Here is a 23,098-nt window from a genome sequence, read left to right as displayed (position 1 = left end):
GACCGGGCTGCCCCAAGGGCCGCTTAGCCCTGCATGGCGGCGATCAGGGTTGCGAGTTCGGCCACCGGATCGTCCTTGTCCCAAATCTCGGTCCCGATGCCGAAAAAGTCAGTCCGGGGGGCGAGGTCGCGGATCATGTTGATGTCAAGCGCGCCTTCGGCGACGACAGGCACTTCGATGACTTCGGACCACCACTGGAACAGATCGGCCTCGGCAAAGCTTCCATCGCCGAGCGCACTGGCTTGGGTCGGGCCAAAGCTGATGTAGTCTGCCCCGGCTTCGCCTGCCGCCATCCCCTCATGCCGCGATGTGCCGCAGAAGGCGCCGACGATGGCATCATCGCCCAGCTCTTTGCGGGCATGGCGCACGGTGCGGGCGGCATCGCTAAGGTGCACACCGTCAAGGCCGAGCTTTTCGACCAGCAGCAGATGATCCGAGATCACCAAGGCCACGTCGCGCGCATGGGTCACTTCGCGCAGCGCATCACCGGCGCGGGCGAGGCGGTCTTCATCCCGGGTCGAAAGCGCCATGCGCACACAGGCGACCGGATGGGCGTCGAGCACGGCGGCGAGTTGCGCGGGGAATTGGCTCAGCTCAACTTCGGGCGGGGTAATAAGGTAAATCTGCGGCTGTTCTGGCGCGTCCATGGTCACTGTCCTTAATCGGGTCTGGGAGCCTGACTAGCGCAGGGCGTTGCAAAAGAAAACGGATATGCGTGCGTCGCGCGGGCTTTCTTGCGGTGCGCAGGCGCAGGGGCTATGAGGCGCGCATGACAGAGACATCATCCTCCCCCGTTCAGCCCGCGCCGATCCCGGCCATCGTGCTTGTCCGCCCCCAGATGGGCGAGAACATCGGCGCTGCGGCGCGCGCGATGTGGAATTTTGGCCTCGATCACATGCGGGTCGTGGCCCCACGCGACGGCTGGCCGAGCCAATCCGCCGTGGCCATGGCCTCGGGGGCGGGGCGGCTGTTGGACGAGGCACAGCATTGCGCCGATCTGCCCGACGCGCTTGGCGATTGCGATTTCACCTTTGCCACCACGGCGCGTAGTCGCGATCTGACGAAACCGGTCTGCAGCCCCGAAGCCGCGATGCGGCTGGCGGCAGAGAAAATCGCGGCGGGCCAACGGGTTGCGGTGCTGTTCGGACCCGAGCGGGCAGGGCTTGAGAATGAGGATATCGCGCAGGCCAATGCCATTGTCTCGGTCCCGGTGAATCCGAAGTTCGCCTCTCTCAATCTCGCGCAATGCGTGCTGTTGATGTCTTACGAATGGATGCGGGCGCAGGGCGAGGTGACCCATGAGGTCGTCGAGATGGCGGGCACCGATTGGGCCAAGGGCGCCGAGGTTGACCATTTGGCGCGGCATTACGAGGAACAGTTGACCGAGGCCGGGTTCTTCTTCCCCGAGCATAAGGTCGCCTCTATGAAGCTTAACCTTCGCAACATGTGGTCGCGGATGCCGTTGACGCGGGCGGATGTGCAGATGTTGCACGGCATCCTGCGGCAAATGGTCCGCTGGAAGGAGAAGGGCTGAGGAACTGAGGGCCATCGGCTGCCCGTGGGGTGGCGATCCTGAAGGTTTTTCTGCCACTTTATGGTGCAGCATCAATGCTTTGCCGCAGTGTCGCGCCTGTCCTTGCCAAATCGCCTACCCGTGGGGCGGGCAGGCGATGGCCCGGCGCCTTCGGCTTGATTCCGGGCCGGGGTTGGCGGCGCATGCGGCAACATAACCCACCCCGCTAGACCTTTCTCTGCCCATGTCATACCACTCTATCCAAACGGAAAAAGAGGCGCGCCATGGCGGAGAAACGCAAACTGTTCGAAGAGGTCGGCACCGACCAACCCAGCCGTGCACCGGTGCAAACCGGCACGATCGACAAGGGCCGGGGCGGCGCGCGCGGGCCGATCCGGGTCTGGCTGATGATCCTCTTTGCGCTGGTCTTTGTCATGATCGCCGTGGGTGGGCTGACGCGGCTCACTGACTCCGGCCTCAGCATCACGGAATGGCGCCCGGTGACCGGTGCCTTGCCGCCGATGAACGAGGCCGACTGGCAGTCAGAATTCGAGAAATACAAGCAGATCGACGAGTTTCAGGTCCAGAACTCCTGGATGGAACTCTCTGATTTCAAAAGCATCTACTGGTGGGAATGGGGGCATCGGCAGCTTGGCCGGGTGATCGGCCTCGTCTGGGTCTTGGGCTTTCTCTACTTCCTCCTGCGTCGACAAATCCCTGTCGGCTGGACCAAACGGCTGCTCTTTATCGGCGCTTTGGGCGGCGCGCAGGGGGCGATTGGCTGGTGGATGGTCGCCTCCGGCGTGACCAGCGGGCAGGGGGTGACGGATGTGGCCTCCTACCGTTTGGCGACGCATCTGGGGCTGGCCTTTGTCATCCTCGGTTTCATCACTTGGTATGTGCTCCTGCTGGGTCGCAGCGAACGCGATCTGATTCAGGCCCGCCGCGCCAAGGAGGCCAAGCAATTCGGCATGGCAACGGGTCTGTTGCATTTCGCCGCATTGCAGATCCTGCTGGGCGCCTTGGTCGCAGGAATCGACGCGGGGCGCTACTTCGTCGACTGGCCGCTGATGCAGGGGCAGTTCTTCCCGCCCGAGGCATTCGACATCACGCCGACATGGCGGAATTTTTTTGAGAATCCGGGGTTGGTGCAATTCATGCACCGGATGGCGGGCTATCTGCTCTTTGCTTTCGGGGTGGTCGTCTGGCTGCGCGGTCGCCGCTCGGCCCATGCCCGCACGCGTTTTGCTTTCAACGCCGTGATGGCGGCGCTGTCTTTGCAAGTGGTTCTGGGCATCACCACCGTGCTCTATGCCGCGCCCGTGCATCTGGCGCTCGCGCATCAGGCGCTGGCCGTGCTGCTTTGGGTGCTGATCCTGCGCGCGCGCTTCCTCGCGGCCTATCCCGTCGCCACATCGCTGAGAGGCTGAGACATGACTGCATATGATGATTTGATGGCTTTTCAGCGCGACACCGAGGCGCTGGCGCAGGTCGCAGGCCGTTTGGGCTGGGATCAGGAAACGGTCATGCCTCGGGGCGCGGCCCCGCAGCGGGCCGAGGAGATGGCGGCGATGGAAAGCGTCCTCCACGCCCGCCGCATCGACCCGCGCATCGCTGATTGGCTGGCCCAGATCGAGCCCGCGGCGTTGGACGCGGTCGGGCAGGCGAACCTGCGCCACATCAAACGCGATTTTGACCGCGCCACCCGCGTACCCGCCGATTTGGCGGCGCGTATCGCCCGCGTCACCTCCGCCGCCCAAGGCACTTGGGCCGAAGCCCGCGCCGCTGATGACTTCGCGGCCTTCGCCCCCACTCTGAAAGAAGTGATCGCGCTCAAACGCGAAGAGGGGGCCGCGCTGGCCGAAGGGCGCGGGATCGGGGTTTATGACGCGATGCTGGAGGATTACGAGCCCGGCACCACGGCGGCGGACCTCGAAGCTATGTTTGGCGCGCTGCGGCCAAAACTCTCCGAACTGCGCGCCGCCGTCCGCGAAGCCGAAGCGCCGCCGGTGTTGGAGGGTGCCTTTGACGAAGCGGCGCAGATGACGCTGACCGCCAAGCTGGCGCGGCGCTTTGGCTATGATCTGGCCACCGGGCGCATCGACAAGGCGGTGCATCCCTTTTCCTCCGGGTCGGGGCTGGACGTGCGGATCACCACGCGAACCAATGCCCTCGACCCGTTCAATTGCTTTTATTCCACCGTGCATGAGGTCGGCCATGCGGCCTATGAGCAGGGGATCGACAGCGCCTATCTGCTGACGCCTTTGGGCCGGGGCGTGTCGATGGGGGTGCATGAAAGCCAAAGCCGCATCTACGAAAACCAAATCGGCCGCAGCCGTGCCTTCACCGGGTGGCTCTTTGGTGAGATGACGGCGGTCTATGGCGAGTTCGGCGTACCGGATGCCGAGACCTTCTACCGGATCGTCAACCGCGTGTCCGACGGTTTCATACGGACCGAGGCGGATGAGCTTCAGTACAACCTCCATGTTCTGCTGCGTTTCGATCTAGAACGGGCGCTGATGTCGGGCGACTTGGAGGTCGACGGGTTGGAAGTGGCGTGGAACGATCGCTTCGAGGCTGATTTCGGCTATCCGGTCGACCGCCCGTCAAACGGCGTCTTGCAGGACGTGCATTGGTCGGTCGGGCTTCTGGGCTATTTCCCGACCTACAGCCTCGGCAACGTCTATGCGGGATGCCTGCACGAGGCACTGCGGGAGGCCGTACCCGATCTCGACGAAGCCTTGGAACGGGGAGATACGAGCACAGCCACCGGTTGGCTACGTGAAAACGTGCAAAAGCATGGGGGCCTTTACGAGCCGCGTGAGGTAATCACCCGCGCTTGCGGGAAGCCGCCGACCGAGGCACCGTTGCTGACCTACCTAGAAAACAAGTTCACGGAACTGTATGGAATTTAGGCATCCGAGATGGGGAACAATTCGCCATTTTGGATGTTGCTTAAACAACGGGCATCGCTATAAATCCTAACCATAGCTTAATATTTCGCCTTTGCGCCGGATAAGATTATATGCGATGCTGCGGTGAGTTTAATTTTTGACGAGATATAGGAGTACCTAGACATGAAAATTCTTGCAACGGTGGCGGCAACTATCGCTCTTTCGGGTGCTGCTTTCGCCCAAACCACTTCTCAAGCGGCTGTTCTTGGGGCGTCTGACGATGCGGTCTATTCGCTTCAGGTTCAAGGTGCCAATGGTGTGGTCTATAACTGTAAGCCTGATCCGGTCACCGTAGACGGCAACACTGCGCGCGTTTGCGTGCCTGCCGCTGCAGATGGTGCAGGGCTCTTTGCTGCTGGTGCTGGTCTTGGTGGCGGCGCGGCGGCAGCTGGTGCTGCTCTGGTTCTGGTTGCAGTCGCGGCATCCGGTTCCTCTTCTTCGACCACTACTACCAACTAATTTCCTAACGGAAGTTTAAGATTAGAAAATCCCCCGCGCTGATGGCGCGGGGGATTTTTTGTTGTTCGATGATGTTTTGGTAAAAAGCCCCCGCCCCAAAGCATATGCATGGGGCAGGGGGGGCGCCGATCATTCGGCGGCGCTGTCACCCTCGGCTTCGTCCTCTTCGTTGCCCTGATCGGCGATCCAAGCCACGCTGACGACTTCCTCGTTCTTGCCGGTGCTGAACACTTTGACACCACCTGCGCTGCGCGAGCGGAAGGAGATGCCTTCGACCGGCACGCGGATCGACTGGCCCTTGGAGGTCGCCAGCATCACCTGATCGGACATCTCGACCGGGAAGCAGGCGACGATGGGACCGTGGGCCATGGCCTTGGTCCAAGCCGTCACGCCCATGCCGCCGCGGCCCCGCACAGGGTAGTCATGGGCCGAGGAAACCTTGCCCGCGCCCTTGGCGGTGATCGTCAGGATCAGATCCTCGGCGGCGGACATTTCGGCATAGCGTTCGGTGCTGAGCTGTCCGGCTTGAACCTGCTCTTCCTCGTCATCGCTGCTGTCCTCATCGGTCAGCCCCGCCATCAGGCGGCGCTGTTTGAGGTAGGCGACACGCTCTTCCGAATTCGCTTCGAAATGCCGGATCACGGACATGGAGACGAGGTTGTCGCCTTCGCCCAGACGGATGCCGCGCACGCCGACGGAGTTGCGCGAGTTGAACACCCGCACGTCGGTCGCCGGGAAGCGGATCGCGCGGCCCGCGTCGGTGACCAGCATCACGTCATCGTCGTTCGAGGCGATGCGCGCGTTGATCAGCGTGGTGCCCTCATGCTCGCCCTCAAACTTCATGGCGATCTTGCCGTTGGACTTCACGTTGGTGAAATCCGACAGCTTGTTGCGCCGCACGGTGCCGGCGGAGGTGGCAAAGATCACCTGCAGGTCGTCCCATTCCTTCTCATCCCGGTCCACCGGCATGATCGCCGCGATGGAGACGCCGGTGGGGATGGGCAGGATATTCACGATGGCCTTGCCCTTGGCGGTGCGCGCGCCCTGCGGCAGGCGCCATGTCTTCAGCTTGTAGACCATGCCATCGGTGGTGAAGAAGAGAAGCTGGGTATGGGTGTTGGCGACGAAGAGGTTGGTGACGACATCCTCTTCCTTGGTCTGCATGCCTGAGACACCCTTGCCGCCGCGGCGCTGCGCGCGGAAGTCGGCCAAGGGCGTGCGCTTGATGTAGCCGCCGGAAGTCACAGTCACGACCATTTCCTCGCGGGCGATCAGGTCTTCGTCGTCCATGTCGCCCGACCAGTCGACGATCTCGGTCCGACGTGGCACGGCGAATTGCTCGCGCACCTCGCGCAACTCGTCCGAGATGATGCCGAGGATGCGCTCGCGACTGCCCAGAATCTCAAGGTATTCCTTGATCTTGCCTGCCAGCTCTTCCAGCTCGTCGGTCACTTCCTTGACGCCGATCTGCGTCAGACGCTGTAGGCGCAGTTCCAGAATGGCGCGGGCCTGCGCTTCGGAAAGGTTGTAGGTGCCGTCTTCGTTCGCCGTATGGGTCGGGTCGTCGATGAGCGCGATATAGGGCAGGATGTCCTCGGCGGGCCAGCGGCGGGTCATCAGCTTCTCGCGCGCCTCGGCGGCGTCGGCGGAGGAGCGGATGGTGGCGACGACTTCGTCGATATTGGTGACCGCGACCGCGAGACCACAAAGGATGTGGCTGCGCTCGCGCGCCTTGCGCAGCAAGTAGGCCGTGCGGCGCGCCACGACATCTTCGCGGAAGTCGATGAAGTAGCTCAGGAATTTGCGCAAAGTGAGCTGCTCAGGCCGGCCGCCGTTCAGCGCCAGCATGTTGCAGCCGAAATATGTCTGCATCGGGGTGAAGCGGTAAAGCTGGTTCATCACCACTTCGGCGGTGGCGTCGCGTTTGAGCTCGATCACCACACGCACGCCGTTGCGGTCGCTCTCATCCTGAACGTGGGCGATGCCCTCGATCTTCTTCTCGCGAACCTGTTCGGCGATCTTTTCGATCATCGTGGCTTTGTTGACCTGATAGGGGATCTCGTCGATGACGATGGCCCAGCGGTCTTTGCGGATTTCCTCGACCCGGGTCTTGGCGCGGATCACCACGCTGCCGCGGCCCTCAAGGTAGGCTTTGCGTGCGCCGGAGCGGCCCAGCATGATGCCGCCAGTGGGAAAGTCGGGGCCGGGGACGTATTCGATGAGCTGTTCCGAAGTCAGGTCCGGATCGTCGATCAGCGCGAGGCAGGCATCAACCACCTCGCCAAGGTTATGCGGCGGGATGTTTGTCGCCATACCGACGGCGATGCCGCCCGCGCCGTTGACCAACATGTTCGGGAAGCGCGCGGGCAGAACCGTGGGTTCCTGTTGCTTGCCGTCGTAGTTGTCTTGGAAATCGACGGTCTCTTTGTCGATATCGGCCAGAAGATAGGCGGCGGGCTTGTCCATGCGCACTTCGGTATAGCGCATGGCCGCCGGGTTATCGCCGTCCATCGAGCCGAAGTTGCCCTGACCGTCCAAGAGCGGCAGCGACATGGAGAAATCCTGCGCCATCCGAACCAGCGCGTCATAGATCGCGCTGTCGCCATGGGGGTGGTACTGGCCCATCACGTCGCCCACGGGACGGGCGGATTTGCGGTAGGGTTTGTCATGCGTGTTGCCGGTCTCATGCATCGCGTAGAGGATGCGGCGGTGCACCGGTTTCAGACCGTCGCGCAGGTCGGGAATCGCGCGGCTGACGATCACGCTCATTGCGTAGTCCAGATAGGACGTGCGCATCTCGTGTTCGATGGTCACCGACGGCCCGTGAAAGATGGGCTTTTCGTCTGCGTTTTCAGGGGTATCCGGCGTATCGGTCACGTATCTTGCCCACCATTTTTATGGTTCTATATCTTGGGGTTTTCTATAGCAGACGGGGCATATCAGGTGCAATGGCTGTGGCCGAAACGCACTAGCAGCACTTGGGGCGAAGTGCCAACACACTGTTTTCATTGAAAAGTAATTCTGACCGCGCAAACTTGTTCTACAGAGGCAGCAAGGGAGGCGCAACATGCCCCGCAGTGAAACCGAATTGATGCTGAAAGGTTACGGGCTGACCACGGCAGAGTTCTTTTACCACATGCCCGATTATAGCCATGTGCTGAACAGTTATATCTGGCAGGATTACGACATCGCACCGGACCATCCGCGCCTGTTCGAGTTCGTCGAATTCTGGCGCGCGGAGTTGGACGGGCCGCTGCATTCGGTCCGCTTCACCCACCGCAAGCTGATCGGCACCGGCGAATGGCAAAACCAAGTGGGGGAGTTCACGCTGCATTGAGCCCGCAGGGCAAAGGGCAGGGCGTCAGGCCGAACAGCTTGCCCCGCCCAACACGCAGAACTTCGCGCAATGCGGGTGATTCAGCGCCACGTCGCGCTCTGCCTCGGCCAATGTGGTGCCGAGTTCAAACTCAGGGTCGTAGGGCAAGAGCGTACAGGCCAGCACGGCGGGTTTCTCGGCCCCCTTGCGTTTGACCACCATACGGGAGGAGGCGCACATCACCGCGTCAGGGGACTTGTCCAAGATGCCCCAGCAGGCGGTGGTGATTTCGGGCACCTCCACGGCCTCGTCCATCTCGGGGAAGAGAACGGTCATGGCGGGGTCCTGCGCGTCGATGTCAAAGCCGTGTTCGGCATAGAAGGCGGCATAGCCCGCGCGGCTGTCGGCATCGCTGTCGGCAAAGATCGACCGCCCCGCCACGGCCATGCGAAAGCCGTTATCGCGGAGCCATTCCATGCCGGTCAGGGTCTTGTCGAAAGCGCCTTCGCCGCGTTCCGCGTCGTGCAGATCGCGGCGATAATGGTCGACGGAGATGCGGAAGGTCATCTTGCCGGGATAGGCATCGCGCAGCCGCAACAGCCCCTTTTGCACCGATTTGCGCATCATCGGACGCATGGCGTTGGTCAGGATCAACACCTCGTATCCGCGCTCTAGCGAGGCTTCGGTGATCTCGATCATCTGGGGGTTCATGAAGGGCTCGCCGCCGGTGAAGGCAATCTCGCGCACCGGCCAGCTACGCTCCTCGATTTGGTCGAGATAGTCGCGCACCTCATCCGCGGTGATATAGACCAGCGCGTCGTTCTTGGGGCTAGAGGCGATGTAGCAGTTCACGCATTCGATGTTGCACAGGGTGCCTGTGTTGAACCAAAGCGTTTCCGCCCCGCGCAGGGCCACGGTGGCGCGGGGTTCCCCCTTGGCGGTGACCGCCGGGTTCTGGAACTTGCCCTCGTTTGCTTGCGCAATATCTTTCATGATTGTTCCTTGCGTGATCCCGTGTGTTCCTGTTGTGGTAAGCTATTGCGGCGCACCCTAAAAGTCCAAGCACCGGGGCGCACAGTCTTGTGATGTAGGGAAAAATAAGTATGTTTGCGCTAACTCTGCCACTCTGCCCGGACAAGGATTAATCAATGGTTTCGCGTGTTATCCCTGTCGACCCCTTCGATCTTGTCATCTTTGGCGGCACCGGCGATCTGGCCCGGCGCAAGATTTTGCCGGGTCTTTATCGCCGTTACTGTGCGGGACAAATGCCCGAAGAGGCGCGGATCATCGGCGCTGCGCGCACCGAGATGGACGGCGCAGGCTACCGCGAGATGGTGGCCGAAGCGATTGAAGAGTTCGGCGGGAAAGACGCCTGTGACAACCTCGATGCCTTTCTGGCCAAGCTTGACTATGTCGCCATCGACGCACGCGGAGAGACCGGCTGGGCCGAGCTGCAGGGGCTGATGTCCGGCAAGGACCGGATCGAGGTCTATTATTTCTCTGTCGCGCCGGGGCTTTTCGGCGATCTGGCCGAACGGTTGCAGCAATGGGGCATGGCGGGCGAAGAATGTCGCATTGTCGTGGAAAAACCCTTTGGCCGCGATCTGGAGAGTGCGCGCGCCCTCAACGCGACGCTGGCCACCTATTTCAAAGAACAACAGATCTACCGGATCGATCACTATCTCGGCAAAGAGACGGTGCAGAACCTCATGGCGGTGCGCTTTGGCAATATGCTGTTCGAGCCGTTGTGGAACCGCCAATACGTCGACCACATCCAGATCACCGTGGCCGAGACGGTTGGCGTCGGCGGCCGTGGGGAGTATTACGACAAATCCGGCGCGATGCGGGACATGGTGCAGAACCACCTGATGCAACTCTTGTGCCTGATCGCGATGGAGCCTCCCGCGCGTTTTGATCCCGATGCGGTGCGCGATGAAAAGCTGAAAGTGATCCGCGCGATTGATCCGGTGCTGCCGCATCACCTCGTGCGCGGACAGTATGAGGCTGAAGGGGGCAATGAAGAAGATGCCCCCAGCTACCGCGATGCCGTCGGCAACCCACGGTCGCGGACCGAGAGTTTCGTGGCGCTGAAGGCCCATATCAGCAACTGGCGTTGGCATGGCACGCCGTTTTATCTGCGCACCGGCAAGCGCATGGTGGCGCGGTCGAGCGAGATCACGGTGGTTTTCAAAGACACGCCGCATTCCATCTTTGCCGAAGACGCTGGCCGTCATCGCAACGTGCTGTCGATCCGCTTGCAGCCGAACGAGGGCATCACCCTTGGCGTGACGATCAAGGAACCCGGGCCGGGGGGCATGCGTCTGGTCGATGTGCCGCTCGACATGACCTTTGCCGAAGCGCTTGGCCCCGATGGGGGCGATCAGGTCGATGCCTATGAGCGGCTTATCATGGACGTGATCCGGGGCAACCAGACATTGTTCATGCGCGACGACGAGGTCGAGGCCGCCTGGGCCTGGACCGATCCGATCATCCAAGGCTGGGAGGCGCGTCACGACGTGCCCAAACCCTATGACAGCGGCTCGGCGGGGCCGACGGATGCGACAGAAATGATGCGGCGCGATGGCCGTGAATGGCGAAAGGTATCCCCATGAACATCATCGAATATGCGGACCGCGAAATGCTGGTGATGAATGTCGCCAACAAACTGGCGGGCAAGTTGAAATCGGCACTTTCGGGCAATGACCGCGTGTCTTTCGCGGTGCCGGGCGGCTCTACCCCCGGGCCGATCTTTGAGATGCTCAGCGCGACCGATCTGGATTGGAGCCGGGTGGATGTGATGCTGACCGATGAGCGTTGGGTGGACGTGGATGACCCGCTGTCGAACGCGCGTCTGGTGCGCGAGCATTTGCTGAACGACCGTGCCGCAGCGGCGCAGTTCATCCCCTTTTTCCGCCCCGGGCTTTCTCCGGGCGAGGGGGCAGAGGTGGTGGCCCCCAGTCTGACGGATCATGTGCCGATCTCTGTCCTGCTGCTTGGCATGGGCGACGACATGCACACCGCCTCGCTTTTCCCCGGCGACCCCAGCCTGCCTGACGCTTTGGCCGCCGATGCCCCGCTTTTGTGCCCGGTCTATCCCGAGGGCCAGCCCACTGCGCGGGTCACGCTGCCGGCGCATGTGCTCGACGGGGCGCTGAACAAACATCTCGTGATTTTCGGGGATGAGAAACGCGCGGCCCTTGAGCGCGCGCAGGGGCTTTCCCCCGAAGAGGCGCCGATTGCAGCGGTGCTGGATGAAATCGAAGTTTACTGGGCGGCATGATGAACATTTGGCAAGACCTTCAAGAGCGGCAGAACACCGTGGCGGACCGCAAGATCACGGCACTGTTCGATGATCCCAATCGGGCCGAGGACTTCTCGCTGCGCACGCAACATATGCTGTTCGACTACGCCAAGACGAATATCGACGCCGAGACCCGCGCGGCGCTGCTGCAACTGGTCGAAAACGCCAAGGTCACCGAACGCCGCGATGCGATGTTCGCGGGCGCGCCGATCAATGAGACCGAAGGCCGCGCGGTGCTGCACACTGCGCTGCGCAATCTCGATGGCGGGCCGGTAGAAGTCGCGGGCGAGGATGTGATGCCGCAGGTGCGCGACACGCTGGCGCGGATGCGCAGCTTTGCCGATCAGGTGCGCGGCGGCGACATTACGGATGTGGTCAACATCGGCATCGGCGGCTCCGACCTTGGCCCCGCCATGGCGACCCGCGCGCTGACACCCTATCACGATGGGCCGCGCTGCCACTTCGTCTCCAACGTCGATGGGGCGCATATCGCGGATACGCTGCGGGGCCTAAATGCCGAGAAAACGCTGGTGATCGTCGCCTCCAAGACCTTCACCACCATCGAGACCATGACCAACGCGCGCACGGCGCGGGCGTGGATGCAGGAGCACGGCGGCGATCCGGCGACGCAATTCGCCGCGCTCAGCACCGCAGATGACAAGACCGCCGAGTTTGGGATCGACCCGGCTGGCGTCTTCGGTTTCGAGGATTGGGTCGGCGGGCGCTATTCCGTCTGGGGGCCGATTGGGCTCTCGCTGATGATCGCCATTGGCCCGAAGGCTTTCGACAGCTTCCTGCGCGGCGCGCAGGAGATGGACCGCCATTTCTGCGCCGCTGATCCGGCTGAGAATATGCCGATCCTTCTGGCGCTGGTGGGCATCTGGCACAACCAAATCTGCGGCCATGCCACCCGCGCGGTGCTGCCCTATGACCAACGGCTTGAGATGCTGCCCGATTACCTGCAACAGCTTGAGATGGAATCGAACGGCAAAGGCGTGCAGATGGACGGCACCGACAGCCCGCGCCACACTGGCCCGGTGGTCTGGGGCGCGGCGGGCACCAATGGGCAGCACGCTTTCTATCAGTTGATCCACCAAGGCACGCGGGTGATCCCTTGCGAGTTTCTGGTGGCGGCCAAGGGGCATGAGCCGGAGTTGCAGCATCACCACGATCTGCTGATCGCCAATTGCCTCGCCCAATCCGAGGCGCTGATGCGCGGGCGGTCTTTGGTCGAAGCGCGCGCCATCATGCGCGACGCGGGGCTTTCGGGCGACGCGCTTGAACGGCAAGCCCGCCACCGTGTCTTCCCCGGCAACCGGCCCTCGACCACGCTGGCCTATGAAACGCTTGATCCCTTCACGCTGGGCCAGATCATCGCGCTTTATGAGCATCGCGTTTTTGTCGAAGGGGTGATCCTCGGCATTAACTCTTTCGATCAATGGGGCGTGGAACTGGGCAAGGAACTGGCTAAATCGCTCCAACCGCTGGTCGAAGGCGAGGTTTCTGCCGAGGGGAAAGACGGCTCTACCGCAGGGCTGATCGGCTATATCCACCAGCATCGCGGCTAGGGGCTGCCCTTCGAACTGAACGAGGCACCGCGCGGGCGATAGCCGCCTGCGCGGTGCCGTCGTCCTGTCCGTGAGCGCTCTTACGACTTGCCGGAGGGGAAGGCTTGCAACTGCCCTGACCTTTGGACAGTCTCAAAGCAAATGATTGGAGGACCCCCTATGCTTGGCCAGATGATGACGCAGCCGCTGCTGATCTCATGCCTGATTTCTCATGCCGAACGCTATCACCCCGAGGGCGAGATTATCTCGGTCTCGACCACCGGCGGGGTCGAGGAAACCAATTGGGGACAGGTGGCCGAGAATGCGCGGCGTTTGGGCGCGGCCTTGACCGATCTGGGGCTGTCGCCGCAGGCGCGTTGCGGGACCATCGCATGGAACAATCGGCGGCATCTGGAAATCTATTTCGGCACCTCCGGCGCGGGCTTTGTCTGCCATACGATCAACCCGCGGCTTTTTGCCGATCAACTGGTCTATATCCTCAATCATGCCGCGGATGAGGTGCTCTTCATCGACAAGACCTTCGTCCCGCTCGTCGCCGCGATCCGCGACAAGCTTGAGCATCTCAAGCATCTCGTCCTGATGTCCGGCCCCGATGCCGAGGCAGCCGAGGCGCTGCCGGGGCTGATTTTCTACGACGAATTGGTGGCTTCGGGCGATGCCGGGTTCGACTGGCCCGATCTGGATGAGAACACGGCGTCGAGCCTTTGCTACACCTCTGGCACCACGGGCAATCCCAAGGGCGTGCTCTATTCCCACCGCTCGACCGTGTTGCATTCCTTTGGCATCAACATGGCCGACAGCATCGCGATCTCCGCGCGGGACATCGTGATGGCCGTGGTGCCGATGTTCCATGTCAATGCTTGGGGCTGCCCCTATGCCAGCGCCATGACCGGCGCGCGGATGGTGCTGCCGGGGCCGAACCTCGATGGTGCCTCGCTGGTGGGGCTGATCGACAATTACCGCGTTTCCTTGGCGCTTGGCGTGCCGACGATCTGGCAAGGGCTCTTGGCGGCGGCAAAGAAATCCGGCAGCGAACTGCCCAGCCTAGAGCGTACCGTGGTCGGCGGTTCGGCCTGTCCGCCGTCGATGATCAAGGCGTTCCGCGAAGACTATGGGGTGGAGACCATTCACGCTTGGGGCATGACCGAGATGTCGCCGGTGGGAAGCGTCAACAAGCCCTTGGCGAAACACGGTGAATTGCCCGAGGACGCCCAGCACAAGCTGCGCGAGAACCAAGGCCGCCCGGTCTTTGGTGTTGAGCTTGAGATCTGGGACGACGCAGGCAAGCCGCTGCCCCATGACGGCGAGACCCAAGGCGCGCTGGTCACCCGCGGGCATTGGATTTTGGATGCCTATTACCAATCCGACCGGGACAGCACCCTGCGCGATGGCTGGTTCGACACAGGCGATATCGCGACGATGGACGCCGACGGCTATATCACCATTCGGGACCGCGCAAAGGATATCATCAAGTCGGGTGGCGAATGGATCAGTTCGGTCGAGTTAGAGAATATCGCCATCGCCCATCCCGAACTGGCCGACGCCGCCGTCATCGGGGCCACCCATCCCAAATGGGATGAGCGCCCGGTCCTGGTCGCGGTGAAGGCCGAAGGGGCCGATCCGTCAGAGGCGGATATCCTTAAGGTTTTCGAGGATCAGATCGCCAAATGGCAGGTGCCCGACAGGGTGGTCTTCGCCGAGGCACTGCCGCGCAACGCGACGGGCAAAGTGCTGAAACGCGATCTGCGGGACCGTTTTGGCGATGTGCTGACGCAGGGCGAGAGCTAAGGTAATCCGCCCCGGTCCGCTTTGGGCCGGGGCGTTTTGCCATCAGGCCGAACGGCGCATCTCACTATCAGCCACGGGCCGGGGCAGGGTCAGCCGGAAGGTGCTGCCCACGTCGACTTTGCTTTCCAGCGACAGGCTGCCGCCATGCAGGCTGGCCAGTTGCTCGGCAATCGCAAGGCCCAATCCCAAGCCGCCATTCTCACGCGACATTGAGCCGTCAACCTGCTGAAACCGCAGGAAAACCCGCTCGAGATTGTCCTCGGAAATACCGCAGCCCGTGTCGGAGACCGAGAAGGTGATCTCTTCGTCATCCTGCTGCATCTGCAGATGAATATTGCCGCTGCGGGTGAATTTGATCGCGTTTGAAATCAGGTTGTAAAGGATCTGGCGCAGGCGCACCGGATCGGCATTGGCGAGGGCCGTGCCATTGTCCTCATAGGTCAGCGTCAGCCCCTTGGCCTCGGCATCCGGGCGCAGGTCATCGGCGACGGAAAGGGCGATCTCGCTGGTCTCAACCTCTTGAAGATCAAGCTCCATCTTGCCGCGCGCGACCTTGGTCCAATCCAACAGGTCTTCGACAAGGCGCAGCATATGTTTTGACGACCCCGCGATGCCGCCCGCTTGGTCAGAGACGAAGTTTTGGAACTCATCGACGCTGTGGCGAATGTCGGGCGTGGCATTGGCGCTGTTGTTCAGCGCGGTCTGCAAACGCCGGGCTTGGGGCAGCTTCTCGGCATGTTGCAAGAAGGTCGCCCGGCCCGAGATCACGGTCAACGGCGTGCGCAGCTCATGGCTGACGTTGTTCAGGAATTCGGTCTTTTCGCGGTCCGCCGCCTTGGCCGCGTCGAGCGCGCGTTTCTCGGCCGTCACATCGGTCCAGATGCCCACAGTATAGCCATGCGGCGTGCGCGATTCCGTGACTTTGAGCCAGAAGTTATCTGAGACTTCCAGAATGAAGGCGCCGGTCGGGTTGCGGAACCGGGCGAGGCGTTTGGCAATCCATGCCTCACGCTCCTCGACCTGCTCAGGGTGCTGATGGCGGCCGACCCAATGGCGCAAGAGCTCTTCGATGGTTTTGCCGGGGATCAGAAGGTCAGCGATTTCAGGGTGATACTCCAGAAACTTGCTGTTGACGGTGACAAGGCGTTCTTTCTCGTCAAAGGCGATGAACCCCTCTTGGATCGATCCAATGCCCTCAGCCAAAAGCGCATGGGCTTCCTGCTTTTTCAGCGTGACCCGGCGGAAGGCCCAGAGGCCCGCCATCAGCGCGATGGTCGCGATCAGGGCGAAGGCTACGAGGTAGGGGCTTTGCGGGGCATAGGGGGGCAGACCGTTGGCGGGGCTGGCCGTCGCCTCCCATGTCTTGCCCAAAAGCTCGAACCGGGTGCGCACAGGCGCTGTGGGGTCGACCGCCGCAGGCTCAATCTCAGGCGGCATGACGCCCGTGGGGAAGGCGCGGAGGCTATAGATGTAGTCGGCGGCCTGATGCGGGTTTTGATGCGGCTCGAACAGCCGGTCGGGCTGAAAGACGATGGACATCACCCCCCAAAAGCGCGGCGCGCCAAGGCCGATGGGGCGCTCGAACACCGGGTAGTGCATGATATAGCCCTTGCCGCCTTGAACAAGGTTCAGCGGCCCTTCGATGGTCGGGCTTTGGCGGCGGTAGGCATTGGCGACGCCGGAAAGCTGCGTCGGGATGTTCTTGTATTCCAGGCCAATCGTCTCGCCATTCTGGGTCTTGGGATAGCTATGGGTGATCTTGAGGTCCGGGGCGAGGGCGAAGGCCTGAATGCCGGGGTTCCGGTCGCGCAACTCCTTGACCAGCAGTTCGATCTTTTTGTCTTTGAAGGCTTCGCCGGAGAGCAGGATATTCTCGATGTTCTTAGTGACCAGAATGGTCTCTTGGAACTGATGCTGCACCTGATTGCTGACTTCATGCAGCGTCTGCCGCGCGTCCTGGCGGATGCTGGCGATATGCTGTTCGTAATCCAGTTTGACGATCGAATAGCTGATGCCGGCGACGCAGCACAGCACGATGAAATTGACGATGATATACGCCTTGGATGTCGCGTAGTCCCGAAACGCGTTTGCCACGCTTTTTTCCTTTGCCTCAATGCGCATCCGACATCGTTGGGCCATTTGCGCGTAAGTTACTTCCCTGTTGATTGCTACTTTTGCGGGCAATCATGGCGAAATTCGGACCAGATTAGGCTTTTCATGGGTGTGACATTGGGGAACCCTGCGCGGCCTGTGTGGGGCCATGTGGCGGGATCACAAAGGCGGAGGGGGGAGCGTGGAGCGGGTAACGAGAATCGAACTCGTAACTAAAGCTTGGGAAGCTGCCGTGATACCTTTTCACCATACCCGCGCGCTGAGGGTGAGATAATCGGCGCGCGGGGGAAGGTCAAGTCAGGGTTTCGTCGCGGTGACGAAATTGATTTCGGCAGGCAGGCGCAGGGGGCCGTCTTCCGCATAGGGACGCAGGGCTTCGGCGATGGTCTGCCGAAGTTCCGCGACCTGTGCTGGGTCCGCCTCGAAATGATTAATTGCGCCGCTGGCCGGGCCGATGTCGCACATCTGCTGGGCAAGGTCATCGACCGTGCCCGCGGGGGTGAGGTCAAGCCGTGTCACCTTGCAGGCGATATCGACAAAGCCTGCCTCGGCGAGGATCGATACCACGCGTTCAGGGTCGCGAAAGGCGAAAGGTCCGGGGCCGTCGGGATCGCTTTTCGGCATGGCGCCGATGGTGGCCCGGGCCGCGCGGGCGGGCAGGGTAAAGAAAGGGTTCTCGGGGATTTGGCCCCAAGCGGCAAAGCTGAGCTTCGCGCCGGGGCTGAGTTGCGCGGCCATGCGCGTGAAGCTGAGCACCGGATCGGCAAAGAACATCACGCCAAAGCGCGAGATCAGCCGATCATAGGGAGGGGAAAGCGCTAGCGTCGTTGCATCACCGTGGTGAAAGGCGACATGGGGCAGGGCGGCGGCCCGTTGCCGCGCGAGGTCGAGCAGCGGGGCAGAGACATCGACCCCCAGCACCGCGCCTGCATCGCCCACCGCCTCGGCGGCGGCGAGACAGCCCGCCCCCGCGCCGCAGCCGATGTCGAGCACCCTCAGCCCCGGCGCCAGTTCGGCGCGCGCCAGCACGCCATCCAGCACAGGCTGCATCAGAATGTCCAACTCAGCCTGCCGCGCGGCCCATCTCTGCCCCGCAGAGGCGCTCCAGAATTCGACCTGATCGCTGTTGCCCGAGGCAGTCATCACGTCGCCTTTCTTCTGCGCCGACGGCCGCCGCGTTCGCTTTCGCCGCTGCCGCCGGTGTTGAAGGTCACCTCCGGCAGGGCGACGAGGCTGTTGAGGATGGGGAAAGGCTCTACCGCGTTGGGGATGGCAGAAGCATTGACGAAATGCTCTTGAAAGCGCGGTTCGACGGCGGTTTCGATCTTGTGGATCGCGCCCACGGTCGCCTCGATCTCGGCCCGGGCCTCGGTATTGAGCAGGGCGATCCGGGCGCCGGTGCCTGCGGCATTGCCCGCGCTGGTGACTTTGTCGAGCGGCGCGTCGGGGATCATGCCCAGCACCATCGCGTGTTTGGGGCTGATATGCGCCCCAAAGGCCCCCGCCAACACCACGCGGTCAACCTTGTCGACGCCGAATTTGTCCATCAGCAGCCGCGCGCCGGAATAGAGCGCGGCCTTGGCCATCTGGATTTCGCGAATGTCGCGGTTGGTCACCGTGATCTTGGGCCCGCCCTTTTCGGTGCCGTCATAGACCAGATAGCTGTTGGTGCGCCCATCGGCAAAGACCGAGGCGGAGCCCGTCTGCGCAGCACTGCCAATCAGACCCGGCGCGTCGACGATGCCGTGAATGCGCATCTCGGCGACCATTTCGATAATGCCGGAGCCGCAGATGCCCGTGACGCCGGTGCTCGCCACCGCCTCTTCAAAGCCGTCCTCGTCGGACCAGAGATCACAGCCGATCACCTTGAACCGGGCCACCTTGGTTTCCGGGTCAATCTCGACCCGCTCGATCGCCCCCGGAGCCGCGCGCTGGCCCGAGCTGATCTGTGCACCCTCGAAAGCGGGCCCGGTGGGAGAGGAACAGGCCAGCACCTTTTCCTTGTTGCCCAGCAGGATTTCCGCATTAGTGCCCACATCGACCACCAGCATCAACTCGTCGGACTTCTCAGGCGTCTCCGACAGGGCGACGGCGGCGGCATCCGCGCCGACATGGCCCGCGATGCAGGGCAGCAGGTAGACGCGGGCGGAGGGGTGGATGTTCAGGTCCAAATCCTCGGCCCGCAGACGCAGCGCGCCGGAGGTTGCAAGCGCGAAGGGCGCTTGGCCCAACTCGAAGGGGTCGATGCCCAGCAGCAGGTGGTGCATCACCGGGTTGCAGACGAAGACCGCGTCGACGATCAGATCGGGCGCGACATTCCCCTCGGCGGCGATCTGGGTGAAAAGCGCAGCCATCCCCTCGCGCACCGCGCGGGTCATCTCCTGCGCGCCGTCTGGGTTCATCATGGAATAGCTGACGCGGCTCATCAGGTCTTCGCCGAAACGGATCTGCGGGTTCATCACACCGGAAGAGGCCATGACCTCACCGGTTTGCAGATCGCAAAGATGCGCCGCGATGGTGGTGGAGCCGAGGTCGACCGCCAGACCATAGACAGTGCCCTCGTAATACCCCGGCCAGATGTTCATGATCCGCGCGGCATTCTCCTGATCGCCCAGATGGACGGCGACCGTGACCTTCCAATCGCCCTTGCGCAGAACCGGCTGCATCATTTGCAGGATGTGCAGATCGGCGGTGACTTTCTCCAGCTTCCACTGCTCGGCGAGCGCAGCCCTGAGACGTTCCAGATCGCCCGAGGGTTCGTGCATGTCGGGCTCCGTCACTTCGACGTAGAAGAGTTTGACGGACGGGTTCAGCACGATCTCCCGCGCCTCGGCGCGTTTGCGCACGACCTGTTTGTGAACTTGGCTCTCCGGCGGCACGTCGATCACCACATCGCCCTCCACCGTGGCCTGACAGCCTAGACGGCGGCCCTCCTTCAAGCCGCGCTTCTCGTCATAGCGTTCTTCCACCGCGTTCCATGGGCTCAGCGCATCGGGCGCGACGGTCACCCCATGTTTCGAGAACTGCCCATAGCCCGGCGAGACCTGACATTTCGAACAGATGCCGCGCCCGCCGCAGACCGAGTCAAGATCGACACCCAACTGCCGCGCGGCGGTCAGCACCGGGGTGCCTTTGGGAAAGCGCCCTCTCTTGCCGGAGGGCGTGAAAATCACGAGGGGGTCACTGCTCATCGGGGCCGTCCTTTGTTTCTTTGTGTCACCATAGCGTTCCGCGCGGCGGGGGAAAGATGCGGGGCGGCAATTCATGCCGCGCGCGCGGCATTCCGTGTCCACGCCTTACGCGGGGGAATAGGTCTTTCCAATCCCGGCCATCCGTGAAATAGGAAACCGCCAAATGAACCCATCCAGACCCGAGGTGTTAAATGGAGATTCGTGAGGCCCTGACCTTTGATGACGTCCTGCTGGTTCCCGCAGCGTCTTCTGTGTTGCCGTCCACCGCAGATACGCGAACCCGCGTCACGCAGAGCATCGCGCTCAATATCCCGCTGCTCAGCTCGGCCATGGATACGGTGACCGAAAGCCGCATGGCCATCGCGCTGGCGCAGGCCGGGGGCATGGGGGTGGTGCACCGCAACCTCACGATCGAAGAACAGGCCCGCGAAGTGCGTCGGGTGAAACGCTTTGAATCCGGCATCGTTTACAACCCGATCACCCTGCGTCCCGACCAGACCCTGGCGGATGCCAAGGACCTGCAAGAACGCTACCGCGTGACCGGCTTCCCGGTTGTAGACGAAAATGGCCGCGTGCTGGGCATCGTCACCAACCGCGACATGCGTTTTGCCTCTGACGACCGCACGCCGGTGTCGGTGATGATGACTTCTGAACGGCTGGCGATCCTGCAAGAGCCTGCGGACCGGGACGAGGCGATTAGCCTGATGAAATCGCGCCGGATCGAGAAACTGTTGGTGACGGATGCCGAAGGCAAGCTCACCGGGCTGCTGACCCTGCGCGACACCGAACAGGCCGTGCTGAACCCCACCGCCTGCAAAGATGATCTGGGCCGCTTGCGTGTCGCCGCGGCGACGACAGTGGGCGACGCGGGCTTCGAGCGCTCCGAGGCGCTGGTCGATGCGGGCGTCGATATGATCGTGATCGACACCGCCCATGGCCATTCCGAAGGCGTGGCCCATGCGGTGACCCGGGCCAAGAAACAGTTCGGCGATGTGCAGGTCGTCGCGGGCAATGTGGCCACCGGCGATGCCACCCGGGCGCTCATCGACGCAGGCGCCGATGCGGTCAAGGTCGGCATCGGGCCGGGCTCCATCTGCACGACGCGGATGGTGGCGGGCGTGGGCGTGCCGCAACTGACCGCGATCATGGACTGCGTGGCCGCTGCGGGAGACGTGCCGATCATCGCCGATGGCGGCATCAAGTTCTCCGGCGATTTCGCCAAGGCGATTGCCGCCGGTGCCTCCTGCGCCATGGTCGGCAGCATGATCGCCGGGACGGACGAAAGCCCCGGCGAAGTCGTTCTTTATCAAGGGCGTAGCTTTAAGAGCTACCGTGGCATGGGCAGCATGGGCGCCATGGCGCGCGGCTCGGCAGACCGGTATTTTCAGAAAGACGCCGCCTCTGACAAACTGGTGCCCGAGGGGATCGAAGGTCAGGTGCCTTACAAGGGCAGCGCGGGCAATGTGCTGCACCAATTGGTCGGCGGTCTGCGCGCGGCCATGGGCTATACCGGTTGCGCCACCGTCGATGAGATGCGCCGCAACTGCAACTTCGTGAAGATCACCGGCGCGGGACTGAAGGAAAGCCATGTGCATGACGTGCAGATCACCCGCGAAAGCCCGAACTACCGTATCGGTTAACCCATAAAGCAACGGCCCGCGGCCCGTTCTTTGCAAAAGGAAAATGCCATGACCCCCGGCGCGCGCGTATCCGCTGCGATAGAAGTTCTGGACGCAATTGCCGGGGGGCTGGCCGCCGAACAAGCGCTGACCCGATGGGCGCGTCAGAGCCGTTTCGCGGGCTCCAAAGACCGTGCCGCCGTGCGCGATCACGTGTTCGACGTGCTGCGCCAGAAACGCAGCGCGGCGCATTATGGCAAGGGGGAGACGGGCCGCGCGCTGATGATCGGTGTGCTGCACGGGCAGGGGGGCGACCTTGACGCGCTCTTCTCAGGGGCGGGCCATGCGCCCGCGCCGCTGACCGAGGCTGAACGGGCCTTCCCGCCAGCGCCCGAGGATCGCGCAACGCGGCTGAACCTGCCCGACTGGCTGCTCCCCCTGTTCGATACGGCGCTTGGGGAGAATGCGGATGCCGCGGCCCTCGCGCTTCAAGAGCGCGGGCCGATCTGCCTGCGGGTCAACACGGCGCGGATCGCCGTGCCCGCCGCGCAAGAACTGCTGGCCGAAGAGGGTGTCCAAACCCGCGCAAACCCGCTTGCCGAAGCCGCGCTGACCGTGACCGAAGGCGCGCGCCGCATCCGAAATTCCGCCGCCTTCACCGACGGTTACGTCGAATTGCAAGACGCAGCGAGCCAAGCTGTCGTCGCCGCTCTGCCGCAAGGGGGCCGGGTGCTTGATTACTGCGCCGGCGGCGGCGGCAAAGCGCTTGCGCTGGCCATGGACTCCGCGCGTGAGATCACGGCACACGACATAGACCCCCGCAGAATGAGCGACCTTCCCCCCCGCGCCGATCGCGCGGGCGTCGCGATTTCCCTAGCCGATACAGAAGAGGCCAAAGCGGGCGCCCCCTATGATCTCGTCCTCTGCGATGCGCCCTGTTCCGGCTCGGGCGCATGGCGCCGCGCGGCGGAGGGGAAATGGACCCTGACCCCCGAGCGCTTGACCGAGCTGACCACCATTCAGGACCAGATTCTCGATACCGCAGCAGGACTTACAGCACGCGGCGGAGTCTTGGCCTATGCCACCTGCTCCCTGTTTCGCGAAGAGAACGAGGCGCGGGTCGAAGCCTTCTTGGCCCGCCATCCCGAGTGGCGAGTCGCCCGCATGGATCGCTATGAGGTAACTCCCGATGGCGACGGTTTCTTCTCAGCACAGTTGACGCGCGAGTAAATTTACCCATAATCAACCAATGCGTGCAAACCGATTTCGGTTAAAGC

The 23,098-nt window shown here is 62.7% G+C and carries 17 protein-coding genes and 1 tRNA gene; 11 read left to right on the top strand and 7 right to left on the bottom strand.

Going from position 1 to position 23,098, the window contains the following annotated elements:
* Positions 1–23 precede the first annotated feature (23 nt).
* On the bottom strand, positions 24–647 hold the full coding sequence (locus tag ACGYLD_RS03435; protein WP_168613092.1) for a thiamine phosphate synthase: 624 nt from the start codon (positions 645–647) through the stop codon (positions 24–26).
* A 122-nt stretch (positions 648–769) separates the two neighbouring features.
* Here ACGYLD_RS03435 and ACGYLD_RS03430 point away from each other — a divergent pair, with 122 nt between their 5' ends.
* From ACGYLD_RS03430 to ACGYLD_RS03415, 4 genes are all read left to right on the top strand, one after another.
* Positions 770–1,534, top strand: a complete 765-nt coding sequence (locus tag ACGYLD_RS03430) for an RNA methyltransferase (protein ID WP_271693680.1) — start codon at positions 770–772, stop codon at positions 1,532–1,534.
* A gap of 263 nt (positions 1,535–1,797) precedes the next feature.
* Positions 1,798–2,943: a heme A synthase gene (gene ctaA, locus ACGYLD_RS03425; protein WP_271687360.1), complete on the top strand. Its 1,146-nt coding sequence runs from the start codon at positions 1,798–1,800 to the stop codon at positions 2,941–2,943.
* 3 nt (positions 2,944–2,946) lie between these two features.
* On the top strand, positions 2,947–4,428 hold the full coding sequence (locus ACGYLD_RS03420; protein ID WP_394401163.1) for a carboxypeptidase M32: 1,482 nt from the start codon (positions 2,947–2,949) through the stop codon (positions 4,426–4,428).
* A 162-nt stretch (positions 4,429–4,590) separates the two neighbouring features.
* Positions 4,591–4,926, top strand: coding sequence for a hypothetical protein (locus ACGYLD_RS03415; RefSeq protein WP_276154009.1), 336 nt, complete (start codon positions 4,591–4,593; stop codon positions 4,924–4,926).
* A gap of 129 nt (positions 4,927–5,055) precedes the next feature.
* Here the strand turns inward: ACGYLD_RS03415 and gyrA are convergent, their stop codons facing one another.
* Positions 5,056–7,803, bottom strand: coding sequence for a DNA gyrase subunit A (gyrA, locus tag ACGYLD_RS03410; RefSeq protein ID WP_394401160.1), 2,748 nt, complete (start codon positions 7,801–7,803; stop codon positions 5,056–5,058).
* A 190-nt stretch (positions 7,804–7,993) separates the two neighbouring features.
* Between gyrA and ACGYLD_RS03405 the strand changes: the two genes are divergently transcribed.
* Complete coding sequence (locus ACGYLD_RS03405) at positions 7,994–8,263, top strand: usg protein (protein WP_271693684.1); 270 nt, start codon at positions 7,994–7,996, stop codon at positions 8,261–8,263.
* A 24-nt stretch (positions 8,264–8,287) separates the two neighbouring features.
* On the opposite strand, the gene ACGYLD_RS03400 is transcribed toward ACGYLD_RS03405, so the two are convergent.
* On the bottom strand, positions 8,288–9,235 hold the full coding sequence (locus ACGYLD_RS03400; RefSeq protein ID WP_271687354.1) for a radical SAM protein: 948 nt from the start codon (positions 9,233–9,235) through the stop codon (positions 8,288–8,290).
* A 155-nt stretch (positions 9,236–9,390) separates the two neighbouring features.
* Between ACGYLD_RS03400 and zwf the strand changes: the two genes are divergently transcribed.
* The 4 genes from zwf (at position 9,391) to ACGYLD_RS03380 (ending at position 14,899) form a co-directional block, all read left to right on the top strand.
* Positions 9,391–10,854, top strand: a complete 1,464-nt coding sequence (zwf, locus tag ACGYLD_RS03395) for a glucose-6-phosphate dehydrogenase (RefSeq protein WP_394401157.1) — start codon at positions 9,391–9,393, stop codon at positions 10,852–10,854.
* Complete coding sequence (gene pgl / locus ACGYLD_RS03390; RefSeq protein ID WP_271687352.1) at positions 10,851–11,522, top strand: 6-phosphogluconolactonase; 672 nt, start codon at positions 10,851–10,853, stop codon at positions 11,520–11,522. The genes zwf and pgl overlap by 4 nt, the downstream gene beginning before the upstream one ends.
* Positions 11,519–13,111, top strand: coding sequence for a glucose-6-phosphate isomerase (gene pgi, locus ACGYLD_RS03385; RefSeq protein WP_394401154.1), 1,593 nt, complete (start codon positions 11,519–11,521; stop codon positions 13,109–13,111). Before pgl ends, pgi begins: the two co-directional genes overlap by 4 nt.
* Positions 13,112–13,270: 159 nt before the next feature.
* Complete coding sequence (locus tag ACGYLD_RS03380) at positions 13,271–14,899, top strand: long-chain fatty acid--CoA ligase (RefSeq protein WP_394401151.1); 1,629 nt, start codon at positions 13,271–13,273, stop codon at positions 14,897–14,899.
* A 42-nt stretch (positions 14,900–14,941) separates the two neighbouring features.
* On the opposite strand, the gene ACGYLD_RS03375 is transcribed toward ACGYLD_RS03380, so the two are convergent.
* From ACGYLD_RS03375 to ACGYLD_RS03360, 4 genes are all read right to left on the bottom strand, one after another.
* Positions 14,942–16,993 (bottom strand): ATP-binding protein, encoded by a 2,052-nt coding sequence (locus ACGYLD_RS03375; RefSeq protein ID WP_394401148.1) that lies wholly within the window; start codon positions 16,991–16,993, stop codon positions 14,942–14,944.
* A 200-nt stretch (positions 16,994–17,193) separates the two neighbouring features.
* A tRNA-Gly gene (locus ACGYLD_RS03370) sits at positions 17,194–17,267 on the bottom strand.
* A gap of 41 nt (positions 17,268–17,308) precedes the next feature.
* Positions 17,309–18,154: a methyltransferase domain-containing protein gene (locus ACGYLD_RS03365; protein ID WP_271693690.1), complete on the bottom strand. Its 846-nt coding sequence runs from the start codon at positions 18,152–18,154 to the stop codon at positions 17,309–17,311.
* The gene (locus tag ACGYLD_RS03360) at positions 18,154–20,202 is read right to left on the bottom strand and encodes an ASKHA domain-containing protein (RefSeq protein WP_394401145.1); all 2,049 of its coding nucleotides are present in this window, start codon (positions 20,200–20,202) and stop codon (positions 18,154–18,156) included. Before ACGYLD_RS03360 ends, ACGYLD_RS03365 begins: the two co-directional genes overlap by 1 nt.
* A gap of 191 nt (positions 20,203–20,393) precedes the next feature.
* On the opposite strand from ACGYLD_RS03360, the gene guaB reads away from it, so the two are divergent.
* Positions 20,394–21,842 carry an IMP dehydrogenase gene (guaB, locus tag ACGYLD_RS03355; protein ID WP_276154007.1) on the top strand — a complete coding sequence of 483 codons (1,449 nt, stop codon included), beginning with the start codon at positions 20,394–20,396 and terminating at the stop codon, positions 21,840–21,842.
* 48 nt (positions 21,843–21,890) lie between these two features.
* Positions 21,891–23,051 (top strand): RsmB/NOP family class I SAM-dependent RNA methyltransferase, encoded by a 1,161-nt coding sequence (locus ACGYLD_RS03350; protein WP_271693716.1) that lies wholly within the window; start codon positions 21,891–21,893, stop codon positions 23,049–23,051.
* The last annotated feature ends 47 nt before the right edge of the window (positions 23,052–23,098 follow it).

The sequence above is a fragment of the Sulfitobacter sp. 1A12056 genome (assembly GCF_043558125.1).
GTDB lineage: Bacteria > Pseudomonadota > Alphaproteobacteria > Rhodobacterales > Rhodobacteraceae > Sulfitobacter > Sulfitobacter faviae.
This window is presented reverse-complemented; position numbering and strand designations above follow the sequence as displayed.

Bases quoted from the DNA above. Each gene is read 5' to 3' on its own strand.
- zwf (WP_394401157.1), top strand. From the start codon at position 9,391: ATGGTTTCGCGTGTTATCCCTGTCGACCCCTTCGATCTTGTCATCTTT.
- ACGYLD_RS03360 (WP_394401145.1), bottom strand. From the start codon at position 20,202: ATGAGCAGTGACCCCCTCGTGATTTTCACGCCCTCCGGCAAGAGAGGG.
- guaB (WP_276154007.1), top strand. From the start codon at position 20,394: ATGGAGATTCGTGAGGCCCTGACCTTTGATGACGTCCTGCTGGTTCCC.
- ACGYLD_RS03350 (WP_271693716.1), top strand. From the start codon at position 21,891: ATGACCCCCGGCGCGCGCGTATCCGCTGCGATAGAAGTTCTGGACGCA.
- ACGYLD_RS03435 (WP_168613092.1), bottom strand. From the start codon at position 647: ATGGACGCGCCAGAACAGCCGCAGATTTACCTTATTACCCCGCCCGAA.
- ctaA (WP_271687360.1), top strand. From the start codon at position 1,798: ATGGCGGAGAAACGCAAACTGTTCGAAGAGGTCGGCACCGACCAACCC.
- ACGYLD_RS03365 (WP_271693690.1), bottom strand. From the start codon at position 18,154: ATGACTGCCTCGGGCAACAGCGATCAGGTCGAATTCTGGAGCGCCTCT.
- ACGYLD_RS03405 (WP_271693684.1), top strand. From the start codon at position 7,994: ATGCCCCGCAGTGAAACCGAATTGATGCTGAAAGGTTACGGGCTGACC.
- ACGYLD_RS03430 (WP_271693680.1), top strand. From the start codon at position 770: ATGACAGAGACATCATCCTCCCCCGTTCAGCCCGCGCCGATCCCGGCC.
- pgl (WP_271687352.1), top strand. From the start codon at position 10,851: ATGAACATCATCGAATATGCGGACCGCGAAATGCTGGTGATGAATGTC.
- ACGYLD_RS03400 (WP_271687354.1), bottom strand. From the start codon at position 9,235: ATGAAAGATATTGCGCAAGCAAACGAGGGCAAGTTCCAGAACCCGGCG.
- ACGYLD_RS03380 (WP_394401151.1), top strand. From the start codon at position 13,271: ATGCTTGGCCAGATGATGACGCAGCCGCTGCTGATCTCATGCCTGATT.
- pgi (WP_394401154.1), top strand. From the start codon at position 11,519: ATGATGAACATTTGGCAAGACCTTCAAGAGCGGCAGAACACCGTGGCG.
- ACGYLD_RS03420 (WP_394401163.1), top strand. From the start codon at position 2,947: ATGACTGCATATGATGATTTGATGGCTTTTCAGCGCGACACCGAGGCG.
- ACGYLD_RS03415 (WP_276154009.1), top strand. From the start codon at position 4,591: ATGAAAATTCTTGCAACGGTGGCGGCAACTATCGCTCTTTCGGGTGCT.